At 68.5% G+C, this 13,781-nt stretch carries 13 protein-coding genes; 7 read left to right on the plus strand and 6 right to left on the minus strand.

Annotated features, from left to right (window positions below):
* Nucleotides 1-51 precede the first annotated feature (51 nt).
* The 7 genes from yidD (at nt 52) to ACIQU6_RS01210 (ending at nt 6,294) form a co-directional block, all read left to right on the plus strand.
* A complete protein-coding gene (yidD, locus tag ACIQU6_RS01180; RefSeq protein ID WP_248012778.1) occupies nt 52-369 on the plus strand; it encodes a membrane protein insertion efficiency factor YidD in 318 nt (105 codons plus the stop codon).
* 3 nt (nt 370-372) lie between these two features.
* A complete protein-coding gene (gene yidC / locus ACIQU6_RS01185; protein WP_403479525.1) occupies nt 373-1,521 on the plus strand; it encodes a membrane protein insertase YidC in 1,149 nt (382 codons plus the stop codon).
* 14 nt (nt 1,522-1,535) lie between these two features.
* Nucleotides 1,536-2,042, plus strand: coding sequence for a protein jag (locus ACIQU6_RS01190; protein WP_403479526.1), 507 nt, complete (start codon nt 1,536-1,538; stop codon nt 2,040-2,042).
* 132 nt (nt 2,043-2,174) lie between these two features.
* Entirely contained in the window at nt 2,175-2,900 is a 726-nt protein-coding gene (gene rsmG / locus ACIQU6_RS01195) for a 16S rRNA (guanine(527)-N(7))-methyltransferase RsmG (RefSeq protein WP_403479527.1), read from the plus strand.
* A gap of 306 nt (nt 2,901-3,206) precedes the next feature.
* Nucleotides 3,207-4,277 carry a ParA family protein gene (locus tag ACIQU6_RS01200; protein ID WP_403479646.1) on the plus strand — a complete coding sequence of 357 codons (1,071 nt, stop codon included), beginning with the start codon at nt 3,207-3,209 and terminating at the stop codon, nt 4,275-4,277.
* Nucleotides 4,274-5,368, plus strand: coding sequence for a ParB/RepB/Spo0J family partition protein (locus ACIQU6_RS01205; RefSeq protein WP_403479528.1), 1,095 nt, complete (start codon nt 4,274-4,276; stop codon nt 5,366-5,368). Before ACIQU6_RS01200 ends, ACIQU6_RS01205 begins: the two co-directional genes overlap by 4 nt.
* A gap of 308 nt (nt 5,369-5,676) precedes the next feature.
* On the plus strand, nt 5,677-6,294 hold the full coding sequence (locus ACIQU6_RS01210; protein ID WP_383414817.1) for a GNAT family N-acetyltransferase: 618 nt from the start codon (nt 5,677-5,679) through the stop codon (nt 6,292-6,294).
* 105 nt (nt 6,295-6,399) lie between these two features.
* On the opposite strand, the gene trxA is transcribed toward ACIQU6_RS01210, so the two are convergent.
* The 6 genes from trxA to murJ all read right to left on the minus strand — a co-directional run bounded on the left by trxA (nt 6,400) and on the right by murJ (nt 13,741).
* Nucleotides 6,400-6,726, minus strand: a complete 327-nt coding sequence (gene trxA, locus ACIQU6_RS01215; protein ID WP_403479529.1) for a thioredoxin — start codon at nt 6,724-6,726, stop codon at nt 6,400-6,402.
* A gap of 46 nt (nt 6,727-6,772) precedes the next feature.
* Nucleotides 6,773-7,747 (minus strand): thioredoxin-disulfide reductase, encoded by a 975-nt coding sequence (gene trxB / locus ACIQU6_RS01220; RefSeq protein ID WP_403479530.1) that lies wholly within the window; start codon nt 7,745-7,747, stop codon nt 6,773-6,775.
* Nucleotides 7,748-7,860: 113 nt separating this feature from the next.
* Nucleotides 7,861-8,199 (minus strand): hypothetical protein, encoded by a 339-nt coding sequence (locus ACIQU6_RS01225; RefSeq protein WP_403479531.1) that lies wholly within the window; start codon nt 8,197-8,199, stop codon nt 7,861-7,863.
* Between the two features lie 647 nt (nt 8,200-8,846).
* On the minus strand, nt 8,847-9,542 hold the full coding sequence (gene sigM, locus ACIQU6_RS01230) for an RNA polymerase sigma factor SigM (protein WP_403479532.1): 696 nt from the start codon (nt 9,540-9,542) through the stop codon (nt 8,847-8,849).
* 168 nt (nt 9,543-9,710) lie between these two features.
* The gene (locus tag ACIQU6_RS01235; protein WP_403479533.1) at nt 9,711-11,438 is read right to left on the minus strand and encodes a serine/threonine protein kinase; all 1,728 of its coding nucleotides are present in this window, start codon (nt 11,436-11,438) and stop codon (nt 9,711-9,713) included.
* A 107-nt stretch (nt 11,439-11,545) separates the two neighbouring features.
* Complete coding sequence (murJ, locus tag ACIQU6_RS01240; protein WP_403479534.1) at nt 11,546-13,741, minus strand: murein biosynthesis integral membrane protein MurJ; 2,196 nt, start codon at nt 13,739-13,741, stop codon at nt 11,546-11,548.
* Between the last annotated feature and the right edge of the window lie 40 nt (nt 13,742-13,781).

Consider the following 13,781-nt stretch of genomic DNA (forward strand, 5'->3'; position numbering starts at 1 on the left):
CGACGCCGCAGGCCCCCGGGCTCCCGGACGGGACCCGGGAGGGAGCGCACAGTGAAGTACCCGCTGCTGCTTTTGATCAAGATCTACCAGTGGACCATCAGCCCGCTGTTGGGCCCGGTCTGCAAGTACTACCCGTCGTGCTCGCACTATGGCTACACCGCCATCGATCGACACGGCGCGGTGAAGGGGACTGCGCTGACCGCTTGGCGCATCCTGCGGTGCAATCCGTGGTCGCTCGGTGGCGTCGACCACGTCCCTCCCCGGAAGCGTCCGGTTTGGCATCAGCGGCTGAGGAGCCGCCTGGGCGGGCCTGCCGTCCCTGAGCCTGTCGCCCAGCCCGAGACTCAGCCCAACGCCCAAGGAGCCTGATTCGTGGACACGATCCTCAAACCCCTTTATTACGCAGTTTCCTGGATCATCGTCCAGTTCCACTCGTTCTTCAGCCTGATCTTCGATCCGAACAGTGGCGCGGCTTGGGGCCTGTCCATCGTCTCGCTGGTGGTGCTGATCCGCATCTGCCTGATCCCGCTCTTCGTGAAGCAGATCAAGGCGACGCGGAACATGCAGGCGCTCCAGCCGAAGATGAAGGCGATCCAGGAGCGTTACAAGAGCGACAAGCAGCGCCAGTCCGAAGAGATGATGAAGCTCTACAAGGAGTCGGGCACCAACCCGCTCTCGAGCTGTCTCCCGATCCTGGCGCAGTCCCCGTTCTTCATCTCCCTGTACCAGGTCCTCAGCCACATCGCGCAGAACAAGACCGTCGGCGTCATCGACCCGACGTTGCTGGCGAGCGCGCAGAAGGCGCACATCTTCGGTGCGCCGCTCGCGGCGAAGTTCATGGACACCGCCTCGAAGATCCAGTCCCTGGGTGCCTCGGTGACCGACGTCCGCGTGGTCACGGTCATCATGATCGTCCTGATGTCGGCGTCGCAGTTCTACACCCAGCGTCAGCTCATGACGAAGAACGTCGACCTGACGGTGAAGACGCCGTTCATGCAGCAGCAGAAGATGCTGATGTACGTCTTCCCGGTCATGTTCGCCGTCTTCGGCATCAACTTCCCGGTCGGTGTCCTCGTCTACTGGCTGACCACCAACGTGTGGACCATGGGCCAGCAGATGTACGTCATCCGCCGCAACCCCACCCCGGGCAGCAAGGCGTTCACCGAGCGCCAGGAGCGGCTGCGCGCCAGCGGCAAGCTGGTGGAGAGCCCCGCCGAGGTCGAGGCGAAGAAGGCCGCCGAGGAGGCGCGCCAGAACCGCCAGCAGCCCAAGCGGCAGACGAAGGCCAAGCGTCAGACCGGCGCCGGCACCGGAGCCGCCGCGCCGAGCGGTGCCACGCGGAACCGCACGCGCGCGAGTTCGTCGTCGGACAGTGCTGCGGCCTCGCAGGACAGCACGGCCACGCAGGACGAGGGGAAGGGTGGTACGCCCGCCAAGGGTGGCGCCGCCTCCGGATCCCGTAACACCAAGTCCGGGCAGCGCAAGGGCCAGCAGCGCCCCAAGCACCCGTCCAAGAAGTAAGAAGGAGTCCTTACGTGACGGACACGACCCCTGGCACCAAGGGCGCCGACACCCTGACCCGCCTGGAGCAGGAAGGCGAGATCGCGGCCGACTACCTGGAGGGTCTGCTGGACATCGCGGACCTCGACGGTGACATCGACATGGACGTCGAGGCGGACCGCGCCTCGGTGTCGATCGTCGGTGACTCGACCAGCCGCGATCTGCAGAAGCTGGTCGGCCGCGACGGTGAGGTGCTGGAGGCGCTGCAGGAGCTGACGCGGCTGGCGGTGCACCGGGAGACCGGCGACCGCAGCCGTCTGATGCTCGACATCGCCGGCTTCCGGGCGCGTAAGCGCGAGGAGCTCGCCAAGGTCGGCGCCAGCGCCGCGGCGGAGGCCAAGAGCACCGGTCAGCCGGTGAAGCTCGATCCGATGACGCCGTTCGAGCGCAAGGTCGTGCACGACGCGGTGGCTGCGGCCGGACTGCAGAGCGAGTCCGAGGGCGAGGAGCCGCAGCGCCGCGTGGTGGTCCTCCCGGCCTGACGCTTCGCGCTCAGTCTTCTTTGGCCCCGTCTGCTCGCAGGCGGGGCCAAAACTTCTCAGCCTTCTGTGTTATCCCCGGTCGTAACGCCGGGATCCCGGCAGGAAAAGCAGTCCAGAGGAAGGGCGGTTCCCGTGACGGAGGCATCAGCGGAGCTCCCTCCTGCGCCGAAAACGGCGCAGGAGGTTTTCGGCGAGCGCTTTCCGGAGGCCGTACGGTACGCCGAACTGCTCGCCGACGCGGGCGTGAAGCGCGGACTGATCGGTCCGCGGGAGGTGCCACGGCTGTGGGAGCGGCATCTGCTGAACTGTGCGGTGCTCTCTGAGGTGGTCCCCGAGGGCGTCTCGGTGTGTGACGTGGGTTCGGGAGCCGGGCTGCCCGGTATTCCGCTGGCGCTGGTGCGTCCGGATCTCAAGATCACGCTTCTGGAGCCGCTGCTGCGGCGGACGAACTTCCTCCAGGAGGTCGTCGAACTGCTCGGGCTGGACCACGTCACCGTCGTCCGAGGCCGTGCCGAAGAGGTCATGGGCAAGCTCCCGCAGGTGCACGTGGTGACCGCGCGGGCGGTCGCGCCGCTCGACCGGCTGGCCGGCTGGGGGGTGCCGCTGCTGCGTCCTTACGGAGAGATGCTGGCCCTCAAGGGCGACACCGCGGAGGAAGAACTCAAGGCGGCCCGGGCCGCGCTGAGCAAGCTGGGCGTGGTGGACACGTCGATCGTGCATGTCGGTGCGGGCGTGGTGGATCCGCTGTCGACCGTGGTGCGCGTCGAGGTGGGCGAGAGCCCCGGTGGGGTGCGCTTCGCCGCCAAGCGGGCGAAGGCGGCCCGTACGAGCCGGGCGACTAGGGGGCGTCGGCGCTGATGCCGGGACGCCGGAGGAATCCGGCACGGCTTCTTGGCGGCGAGCATAACCGTCCGCGGAATAGCGGATAGGGCAAATTGTGCGAGCGCTATAAAAAGCCACAAGACGGAGTGTCGCGGCTTAATCGGACGCGGCGCTGGCATCGTGTTTCACGTGAAACGTCGTTCTCTGCTGCAAGGGATCATCGGCCGCGGTCGTGCGGCTGCCGAGCCGCACGACCGGAAACCCACACGGGTCACGAAAGTATCCACAGAAGTGGGTTCATCCACAGGAGAACGGACCTCACTGGTTCGCGATACCGAAAGCATGGCAGGCTCTCACCATCGTGAGCCTGATGTCGAGGAGAGTGAATCCTTGCGGTCCGACGCCAACATCGCGGGACCGATGACCGATCCGGTCCCCGGTCCCCGCAACGAGTCGTTCGGGGACGACGTTTCACGTGAAACGCCGCCCCTGATGGACAACACACCGGTAGGTCGCGCAGCGCAGTTCGCGGTAGGGGCAATGGGCCGCGCAGGCGAGGGGATGCCCCGTCCTGAAGAGACCCGGGTCATCGTGGTCGCCAATCAGAAGGGCGGAGTCGGCAAGACCACCACCACGGTGAACCTTGCGGCTTCGCTGGCACTGCACGGGTCCCGGGTGCTGGTGATTGACCTCGACCCGCAGGGGAATGCGTCCACGGCCCTGGGGATCGACCATCACGCCGAAGTGCCGTCCATCTACGACGTGCTGGTCGAGAGCAAGCCACTCTCTGACGTCGTGCAGCCAGTGGTGGAGGTGGAGGGGCTCTTCTGCGCGCCCGCCACCATCGACCTGGCCGGTGCCGAAATCGAGCTGGTCTCTCTGGTGGCGCGCGAGAGCCGGCTGGACCGCGCCATCAAGGCGTATGAACAGCCGCTGGACTACATCCTCATCGACTGCCCGCCCTCGCTTGGTCTGCTGACCGTCAACGCCTTGGTCGCCAGTGCCGAGGTGCTGATCCCGATCCAGTGCGAGTACTACGCGCTGGAAGGACTGGGCCAGTTGCTGCGAAACGTCGACCTGGTGCGGGGACATCTGAACCCCAAGCTCCACGTCTCGACGATCCTGCTCACCATGTACGACGGACGTACCCGCCTGGCCTCGCAGGTCGCCGATGAGGTGCGCAGTCACTTCGGCAACGAGGTGCTCCGGACGAGCATCCCCCGTTCGGTACGCATCTCGGAGGCCCCCAGCTACGGGCAGACGGTGCTTACCTACGACCCGGGTTCCACCGGTGCGCTCTCCTATCTCGAAGCGGCGAAAGAGATCGCGTTGCGGGGGGCGGCACAACCCGGGGAGCAGGGCCTGAGCGTGAACTACCAAGCACAGCACAGCGTCTCGGAGGGGACCCAGTGAGCGAACGACGTAGAGGGCTGGGCCGTGGGCTTGGCGCGCTGATCCCCGCAGCACCGCAGAGCAAGGATGCTTCCGGGCCTGCGGCGGGAAGGGGAGCGGCGTCGCCCTCGTCCGCACCGGTTTTGGCCCCGGACCGTGGAGTGGCGGCCGCCAAGGTGGCCTCGCTGCCGACGCCCGGTGTTTCACGTGAAACCGAAGCATCGGCCGCGGCGGAGAACAGCATCACACCGGAGGTGGCGGGTGCCCACTTCGCCGAGGTGTCGCTGGATGAGATCAGGCCGAACCCGCGGCAGCCGCGGGAGGTCTTCGACGAGGACGCCCTCGCCGAACTGGTCACTTCCATCAAGGAGGTCGGCCTGCTTCAGCCGGTGGTGGTCCGTCAGACCGCGCCCGGGCGCTACGAGCTCATCATGGGCGAGCGGCGCTGGCGAGCCTGCCGTGAGGCTGGGCTGGAGAAGATCCCCGCGATCGTGCGGGCTACGGAAGACGAACGTCTGCTGCTCGACGCGCTTCTGGAGAACCTCCACCGTGCCCAGCTGAACCCGCTGGAAGAGGCCGCCGCCTACGACCAGTTGCTGGAGGACTTCAAGTGCACGCATGACGAACTGGCCGACCGGATCGGACGTTCGCGTCCGCAGGTCACCAACACGCTGCGGCTGTTGAAGCTCTCGCCGTCCGTGCAGAAGCGGCTCGCCGTGGGGGTGCTCTCCGCTGGTCATGCGCGGGCGCTGCTGTCCGTGGAGGATCCCGAGGAGCAGGACAACCTGGCACGACGAATCGTGGCGGAAGGGCTGTCGGTCCGTTCGGTCGAGGAGATCGTGACGCTCATGGGGTCGGACCCCAAGGGCACAGGCAAGGGTAAGAAACCGCGGGCGGGTGCTCGGGTGTCCCCCGCACTCACCGGTCTTGCTACCCGGCTTTCCGACCGCTTCGAAACCCGGGTGAAGGTCGATCTCGGTCAGAAGAAGGGAAAGATCGTCGTCGAATTCGCTTCGATGGAAGACCTGGAGCGCATTCTCGGCACACTTGCTCCGGGCGAGGGGCGTGTCCTGGGGAAGTCACTGGCCGAGGGCGGCGACGAAGAAGGCTGAGCCGACGTATGCGGCTCGTGGGCGAGCTGTGTTCCGGAGCCGATACCGGAACACGGCTCGCCCTTTGCTTTCTGGCAGTACCCGCGCCCGGAAAGGGCGGATACGATGCGATCGGGTATGGCACGCATCCACATGGAGAGACCTCGCATCGAGGAGAGGGCCATGCGATCAGTGAGCCGCACCGGACTACTGGCAGCGGGGTTCGGCCTCGCAGCCCTCGGAGGGTTCGTTGGTGGTCTGCTTAGAGAGCAGGCGGCGCTGACAGCGCTGCGCGGTGCGGCAGGCGAGGGAAGCGAGGACCTGGTTCCATGGGCCGTCGGCTCGTACCGCTCACGCTGGACAACCTTCCGGATCTCCCGAAGCGCTGCCGTTCCTGCGTCTTCTGGGAGCTCGACCCCGTCAGTGGCGAGGCCGCGGTAAAGGCGGGGCGTCCCGAACTGGAGAAGGAAGCCTGGATCTCGGCGGTTCTGTTGGAGTGGGGATCCTGCGGGCGGGTTGTCTATGTGGACGACGTGCCGGCCGGGTTCGTCATGTACGCCCCGCCGGCTTATGTACCGCGTTCGACGGCCTTTCCCACCAGCCCGGTGTCGCCGGATGCCGTGCAGCTCTTGACGGCATGGCTGACGCCTGGTTACCAGGGGCAGGGGCTGGGGCGAGTGATGGTCCAGACGGTTGCCAAGGACCTCATCCAACGTGGCTTCAAGGCCATCGAAGCCTTCGGCGATGCGCGCTGGTCCGAGCCGGCGTGTGTATTGCCCGCCGACCACCTCCTCGCGGTCGGCTTCAAGACGGTCCGCCCTCATCCTCGCTTCCCGCGGTTGCGGCTTGAGCTGCGGACGACGATTTCGTGGAAAGAAGACGTGGAGCTAGCGCTGGATCGACTGCTGGGAGCCGTCCAAAAGGAGCCTGCGCTCAGGCCGTTGTAGACGGACCGCCCGGTGTTTCACGTGAAACACCGCCTTGGTTTCACGTGAAACAGGCTCGCCCCCCATGAGGGGCGAGCCTGTTCACGTGAAACGTATGGGCGTTCCTCAGGCGAGGTAGTCCGCGAGGTCACGCTCGATGGCGGCCTTCGGCTTGGCGCCGACGATCGTCTTCACGACCTCGCCGTCCTTGTAGACGTTCATGGTCGGGATCGACATGACGCCGTACTTGGCGGTGGTCGCCGGGTTCTCGTCGGTGTTCAGCTTCGCGATGACGATCTCGTCGTGCTCGGCGGCAATGGCTTCCAGGGACGGGGCGATCTGGCGGCACGGGCCGCACCAGGTGGCCCAGAAGTCCACGAGGACGGGCTTGTCGCTCTTGAGGACGACCTCTTCGAAGTTGGCGTCCGTCACGGTCACCGTGGCACCGGCCATGGCAATCTCCTTACTGGGTGGGTGGTGGGAAAGCGGGGTGCGCGGGTCAGGCGGAAGCGGTCTTCTCCGGCTCGGCCGCGGCCTCGCCGTCAGAGAGCGCCGCGAGGAACCGCTCGGCGTCGAGGGCGGCGGAGCAGCCGGTGCCGGCGGCGGTGATGGCCTGGCGGTAGGTGTGGTCGACGACGTCGCCGGCGGCGAAGACGCCCGACAGGTTGGTCCGGGTGCTCGGCGCGTCGACGGTGAGGTAGCCCTCGTCGTCGAGGGTGAGCTGGCCCTTGAACAACTCGGTGCGCGGGTCGTGGCCGATCGCGATGAACAGGCCGGTGACCGGGAGCTCGGAGGTCTGGCCGGTGGTGACGTTGCGCAGTGTCAGGCCGGAGAGCTTGGTGTCGCCGTGGATCTCGGCGACCTCGCTGTCCCAGACGAAACGGATCTTCGGGTCGGCGAAGGCGCGTTCCTGCATGGCCTTGCTGGCGCGGAGGGTGCCGCGGCGGTGGACGACGGTGACGGTCTTGGCGAAGCGGGAGAGGAAGGTGGCCTCTTCCATGGCGGTGTCGCCGCCGCCGATCACGGCGATGTCCTGGTCCTTGAAGAAGAATCCGTCGCAGGTGGCGCACCAGGAGACGCCGCGGCCGGAGAGCTCGTCCTCGCGGGGCAGGCCGAGCTTGCGGTGCTGGGAGCCGGTGGTGACGATGACGGCCTTGGCGCGGTGGACCGTGCCGGCGGTGTCGGTGACGGTCTTGATCTCCTCGGTCAGGTCGACGGAGACGATGTCGTCGGGGACCAGTTCGGCGCCGAAGCGTTCGGCCTGGGCGCGCATGTTGTCCATGAGGTCGGGGCCCATGATGCCGTCGCGGAAGCCGGGGAAGTTTTCCACGTCGGTGGTGTTCATCAGGGCGCCGCCGGCCGTGACGGCGCCTTCGAAGACCAGGGGCTTGAGGGATGCGCGGGCGGTGTAGAGCGCTGCGGTGTAGCCCGCGGGCCCGGAGCCGATGATGATCACGTTGCGGACGTCGCTCACGGGTGTCTTCCTTGTCTCTGCCGACGGCTTGCTGGGGTCTCGGAACTCTCACCCCACCCAACGGATCCTAAGGGGCAAGCATTCCCGGAGTGCCACAGCGCACAGACCGGGGCTCAGTCTCGCCGATACGAGTGGGTCAGCAAAACCTTCCCAGGCGCCGGCGGAGCGGCGGACACACACGAGGCGGTGACGACGTAGGCCGAGACGCTCTTGGGGTCGGCGGGGTGCGGGAGCACGACCAGGAAGGCGTCCTTGCCCTCGAAGGTGCTGCGAGTCGAGGCCAGTGGCTGCTCGGTGCGGCCGATGCCCTGGCGCACACATGACGGAACGGCGTCCGTCTTACCCCGTAGCGGGGTCTCGGGCGAGCTGCGTGTGCCGATCTCCGGAGCTGGGTGCGCCTTTTTCTCGGCGAGCAACCTGTGGACGTCCGCCCCGAGTGTCGCGGCGCTCAAGCCCGACGGGGCTCCTGCGCCGGAGGAAGCGGAGGCTTCCGGCTTGGTGGCCTGGACGCCGCTGGTGCCGGCGCTCTGGAGGAGGAGGCCGCCGACTCCAAGAACCGCCGCGGCCGCGGCGGAGCCGAGCAGGATCCGGGGCCACCGTCGCGAGCGTGACGAACGTCGTCCCGGAGCTTGGCGACCTGGCCGGGAGGTACCGCGGGCTCGCCCGGGCGGAGGTGCGGCCGCGGCAGCACGTGGTGGCGCTTGCACGTTGGTTTCACGCGAAACGGAGCGAGGCGCGGCCGATGTTTCACGTGGAACCGAAGCGGGACCGAGCGATGTTTCACGTGGAACAGTGCCCGCGGAAGGCGGTGTTTCACGTGAAACACCAGGCTCGCCCTCGGCCGCGGCGGAGTCCAGCAGTACCTCCGCGGCGAGTGCTGCATCAATGCGCTCGGCGACGTCGGCGGGCATCCGCGGAGGGCCGGGCAGTGTACCGAGGAGCCCACGGATCTCTTCCAAGGATGCGTAGACGTCTTCACACACCCCGCAGCCGGCGAGATGATCCCGCAGGTCTGCCGTGCGTGAGGGGGAGAGCAGCCCATCCGTGAGATCGGAAATCTCAGCGACCTCTGGGTGCTCGCCCGCGCCGGTCATCGACGTCACGCTCGCCCACCTCCGCCCTTCACGGCACCTGTGCCCTTCGGTCCTGCCGTCGGTGGGACGGATGTCCCCTGCGCCCGGTTCCTTCCCCGGCTCTCGGGATCGCTATCCCCGCCTTCGTCGCGCAGATGGGTGACCAACGGCAGCAGTCGCGCGCGCCCACGCGAGCAGCGGCTTTTCACCGTGCCGGTCGGAACGTCGAGGACCGCGGCAGCCTCCGCGACGGAATACCCCTGCATATCGACGAGGACGAGCGCGGCGCGCTGTTCCTCGGGGAGAGTGCGCAGCGCGACGAGCAGTTCGCGGTGCACGTCCTGGCGCTCGGCCGGGAGGGCAGCGGACTCTTCGGGTTCGAGGAGCTGCTCCAGGCGCTCGGTCTCGGCGACCGGAGAGGTGCGTCGGGACGCGGCCTTGCGGGCCCGGTCCAGGCAGGCGTTGACCGTGATGCGGTGCAGCCAGGTTGTCACGGCCGACTGGCCGCGGAAGGTGTGGGCGGCGCGATAGGCGGAGACCAGTGCGTCCTGCACGGCGTCGGCGGCTTCCTCGCGATCACCGAGGGTGCGTAAGGCCACAGCCCAGAGCCGGTCGCGGTGACGGCGGACGATCTCTCCGAACGCATCGGGGTCGCCCTTTACGTGCAGCGCAAGGAGATCGGCGTCGGTTGGTGTCGAAGCCTTGTCGCTGTCGGTGGACACGGGCCCCCCGGCCGTAGCTGCCTGATCTCGGTCCCATTGAAGCCGGCCGGATGACGAAAGTAAATGCTGGGAAAGGCACCTTGCCGACCGGAAATGATCTCGATAGACGGAGGGGTGTGGATAGGGGAACGAACCCCGTACCCACGCCCCTCTCGAAGGCGAGCGTGCTCAGCCGGTGAAGGAGACCTCGGTCACGCCCTGCTTGTAGCCGGCCTTGCTGTAGGACTCGGGGTCGGCCTCCGAGTAGGGCATCGCTGTCATCCACACGACGACGTACCGCGCCTTCGTCGGTGACTTCAGCGAGACCTTGACGGTGGTTCCCGACGTCTTGGCTGTACCGAGCTCCCGCATGGAGCTCAGCGGTTCGGACGGTGAGAGGGAGTGGGCGGCGTAGAGCGTCACCGTCGTGTGGTTGCCGCCGTAGCGCAGCCCGATCGACGCGGTGCTCACCTGCTGCTCCGAGCCGAGGTCGTAGACCAGACCGACGCCCTTCTTGTAGGCCGGGTTCAGGTCGGGGCCTTCAAGGAAGCTCTTGCTGCGCCAGAAGGTCGAGGGGTCTCCGTCGTAGGTGGCCCTCGCCTGCTCGGGGTGCTGCGGCTGGCCGTCCGGGTAGTACTCGGCGCCGTCCTCGATCTTGATCGGCTTCCCGGTCGGCTTCTTGGCGGCTCCGCCGGCGCTCTGCGAGTTCCCAGGGGCGTCCTGGTCGCCCTCGCGCTTCAGCAGGGTGTCCGCCAACTGCCAACTGCCCAGGCCCAGCGCCGCGATCAACAGCGCGGAGACCGACCACTTCAGGGCCTTGCCGGTGCGGCTCTGGAGCGGGGGCGGTGGCGCGACGACGGGCTGCGTCACCCCTGCGGGTTGACCGTTGCGGGTCGCCGGCTGTCCGTAGGAGCCCTGCTGGTAGCCCGTGCGCTGGTATGGCGGGGGTGTCGAGAACGCCGTCTCCGGAGGACGGATGCGCGGCATCGCCGCGACGGCCTTGGCAAGCTCCTCCGGGGTGGTGCACGGCGGCTCCTGACGGGACGCGGTGGCCCCGTCGTTGACCAGCGCACGCATGGCGAGCTCGGACAGCCCGCGGTGGACGCCCGCGCGCACCTGGTCGGGCGCGATCAGGCCGACGCCCTTGGGGAGGCCGGCGAGGCCGTAGGCGTCGTTCTCGTACGGCCAGCGCTGGGTGAGGGCGGCGTACAGGAGGGCGCCGATGGCTTCGGTGTCCGTGCGCTGCGGGTGCTCGCAGGTGATGCCGCGGAGCGCCGCCATGACGGCGAGGCCGCGGATGCGGTACTGCCCGGATTCCGTGCGCAGCACCGAGCTCGGGGTGAGTCGCAGATGGGCCAGGCCCTCGCGGTGGGCGGCGGTCATGGCCTGCGAGACCTGGCTGACGAGTTGGTAGGCGTCGTGGGGTTCGAGCGGGCCGTTGGCCAGGACTGTGGCCAGCTCGGTGGCGTCCGGCAGCCACTCGTGGACGACGTAGACGAGGTCGCTGTCCTCGACGGCGTCGAGGACCTGCACGAAACGTGGATCGCCGAGGAGCGCGGAGGCCCGGGCGGCAGAGAGCACCGGACGGGCGCGGGGGTGGTCGGCGGGCAGCACGTGCACGCCGACGGCCCGGCGGAGCTTCTCGTCGACGGCGCGCCAGCTACTGAATCCGTCCAGACGGGTGACGCACTCTTCGAGGCGGTAACGTCTCGCCAGCTTGTGACCGCTGTGGAGTTCCGGTGGCTTGGAATCGGTTGCCTGGGCACCCTTCTCGTCGGTGCGTGCGGTGTCCTTTTCCTTGCCGGATACCTTCTCGGCCTTTGCACCGTCGTCCGTGGCCCGCCCCGCCTTGGCGGTCAGCGGCTCCTCGCCGCTCGTGTCGGCCACGTCGACGGCAGCCGTGCTCCGTTCCGCCACCGTCGTTCCTGCCTCCCCATCCGTTGCAGGCTCAATGAGCCAAGACAATTGTGCCCACAGTCCGCCACTATGCACGACACACGGTGGCAGTCGATGGTTGTGCCCGGTCAGCGTCCCAGCTTGGACCTGACCATGCCCACCAGGGCGTTGAGCTCCTCGATCCGCATTTTCCGGGCGGCGAGGTAGAAGACGGCCAGAAGTGCGGCGGCGCCGGCGATGAGCGCGGCGAGCGAGCCGACGAAGCCGGTGCCGAGCGCCTGCATCAGCACGTACACCAGCGCGCCGGAAACGATCGTGGCCGGGATGCTGGCGCCGGCCAGCCGCGCGTAGGTCCGCACGACGTGCGGGGTGTCCAGGTCGCCGCCCATCCGCTTGCTCAGGCGGCGCCAGGCGACGCCGACGCCGATGACGTAGGCGAGTCCGTAGGACGCCGCCATGCCCACCACGGCCCAGCGGGCGGGCAGGACCAGGAAGCAGAGGGCGGAGGCCGCGGCGTTGACGCCGGCGACGATCACCGTGTTGTAGAAGGGGGTGCGGGTGTCCTCGTACGCGTAGAAGGCGCGCAGGACGACGTACTGCACCGAGAACGGGATCAGGCCCACGCCGAAGGCCATCAGCATGTAGCCCATGGGGATACCGGCGCCGGACGAGCCGTAGACCAGAGTGCAGAGCGGGATGCCGAGCGAGAGGAACCCGAACGAGATCGGGACGATGGCCACGGCCGAGGTGCGCAGGCCCTGCGACATGTCGTCCCGGACCGCGCCGGTGTCGCCGTCGTGGGCGGAGCGCGCCAGCCGGGGCAGCAGTGCGGCCATGACGGAGACGGTGATGATCGCCTGCGGCATGTTCCAGATCAGCTGGGCGCTGGCGTAGGAGATGAAGCCGGTGCCCGGGTGGCCCTGGTGGTCGGCGGTCTTGCCGGCCCAGGTGGAGAGCTGGGTGACGACCAGCACGCCCGCCTGGTTGGCGAGGACGAACAGCACCGTCCACTTGGCCAGCTTGGCGGCCTTGCCCAGGCCGTGGCCGCGCCAGTCGAAGCGGAGGCGGAGCTTGAAGTCGGCGTCGCGCAGGTACGGGATCATCGCCAGCGCCTGGACCACCAGGCCGAGGAGCGTGCCGATGCCGAGCAGTCGGATGCCCGCGTCGGGGATGGTGGTGACGCCGATCTGGGAGGTCTTCGCCGTGCCGTAGACCCAGATGAAGAGGCCGAAGGTGGCGATCATGACGATGTTGTTGAGGACCGGGGTCCACATCATCGCGCCGAAGCGGCCGCGGGCGTTGAGGATCTGGCCCATGACGACGTGCAGGCCCATGAAGAAGATCGTGGGCACGCAGTAGCGGGTGAAGGCGACCGCGACCTCGTTGGCCGCCGGGTCGCGGGAGATGTCGAACGAGACCAGCTTGACCAGCAGGGGTGCGGCGAAGACCGCCAGTATCGTCAGCACGCCCAGGACGACGACGACGAGGGTGAGCAGCCGGTTGGCATACGCCTCGCCGCCGTCCTCGTCCTCCTTCATCGCGCGGACGAGCTGCGGGACGAAGACGGAGTTCAGGCCGCCGCCAATGGTCAGGATGAAGATCATCGTCGGTAGCTGGTAGGCGACCTGCCAGGAGTCACCGAGCACCGCGCCGCCGAGCGCCGCGACGATCAGCGCGGAGCGGACGAAGCCGGTGAGCCGGGACACCATCGTGCCGGCGGCCATCACCGCGCTGGACTTCAGCAGGCCGGACGCGCGGCCGCCGGACTGCTTGCCGGCCGCCGCGACCGGGGCGGGCTCGGGTTCGGCTTCTTCGACGGCCTGTTGGGCCATCGGCTCCGGGCCGGGAGCCGCCGCCGGCGCCTGCTGGGCCACGGGGGCCGGCGCGGGGCGCGGCGGCTGGTACGGCTGCTGCTGGTCCCGGAAGAGGTGCGCGAACGCATCCCGCTCGGGGCGCTCGTCGGCGCCCTGGGCCATCAGCGCATCGCCGCCGGCGAACTGCACCGTCGCGTCGGGGTCGCCCTGCGACAGGTCCTGGACCGGCCCCTGCGGCTGCGCCGGCGCGGGCCACTGCTGCGGGCCGGGCGGCTGCTGGTAGAGCGGGTTCGCGGGCGGTCCCGAGGGGGCCGGGCGCGCGGCGTGGTCATACGGCGCCGCGCCGGCCGGGTCCTGGGCCGTCGGGGCCGGTGCCTGCTGCGGGTCGTTGCGGTAGGCGTCCTGGACATAGGGGTCCTGGTCCGCGGGCAACGGCGGCGTCGGAGGGACCGCCCCCGAGGGATCGCCATGCGAGCCCCGGCCGCGGCCACCGTCATACGGCGCATTCATCGCTGCCCCACCTCATCCGTCGCCGGCCATCCGGCCCCGT

Origin of the sequence: Streptomyces sp. NPDC090442, from assembly GCF_044769405.1 — a bacterium.
Taxonomy (GTDB): domain Bacteria; phylum Actinomycetota; class Actinomycetes; order Streptomycetales; family Streptomycetaceae; genus Streptomyces.

Excerpts from the sequence above, each read along its gene's own strand:
- ACIQU6_RS01200 (WP_403479646.1), top strand. The coding sequence starts at position 3,207 with ATGGCAGGCTCTCACCATCGTGAGCCTGATGTCGAGGAGAGTGAATCC.
- ACIQU6_RS01210 (WP_383414817.1), top strand. The coding sequence starts at position 5,677 with ATGGGCCGTCGGCTCGTACCGCTCACGCTGGACAACCTTCCGGATCTC.
- trxA (WP_403479529.1), bottom strand. The coding sequence starts at position 6,726 with ATGGCCGGTGCCACGGTGACCGTGACGGACGCCAACTTCGAAGAGGTC.
- murJ (WP_403479534.1), bottom strand. The coding sequence starts at position 13,741 with ATGAATGCGCCGTATGACGGTGGCCGCGGCCGGGGCTCGCATGGCGAT.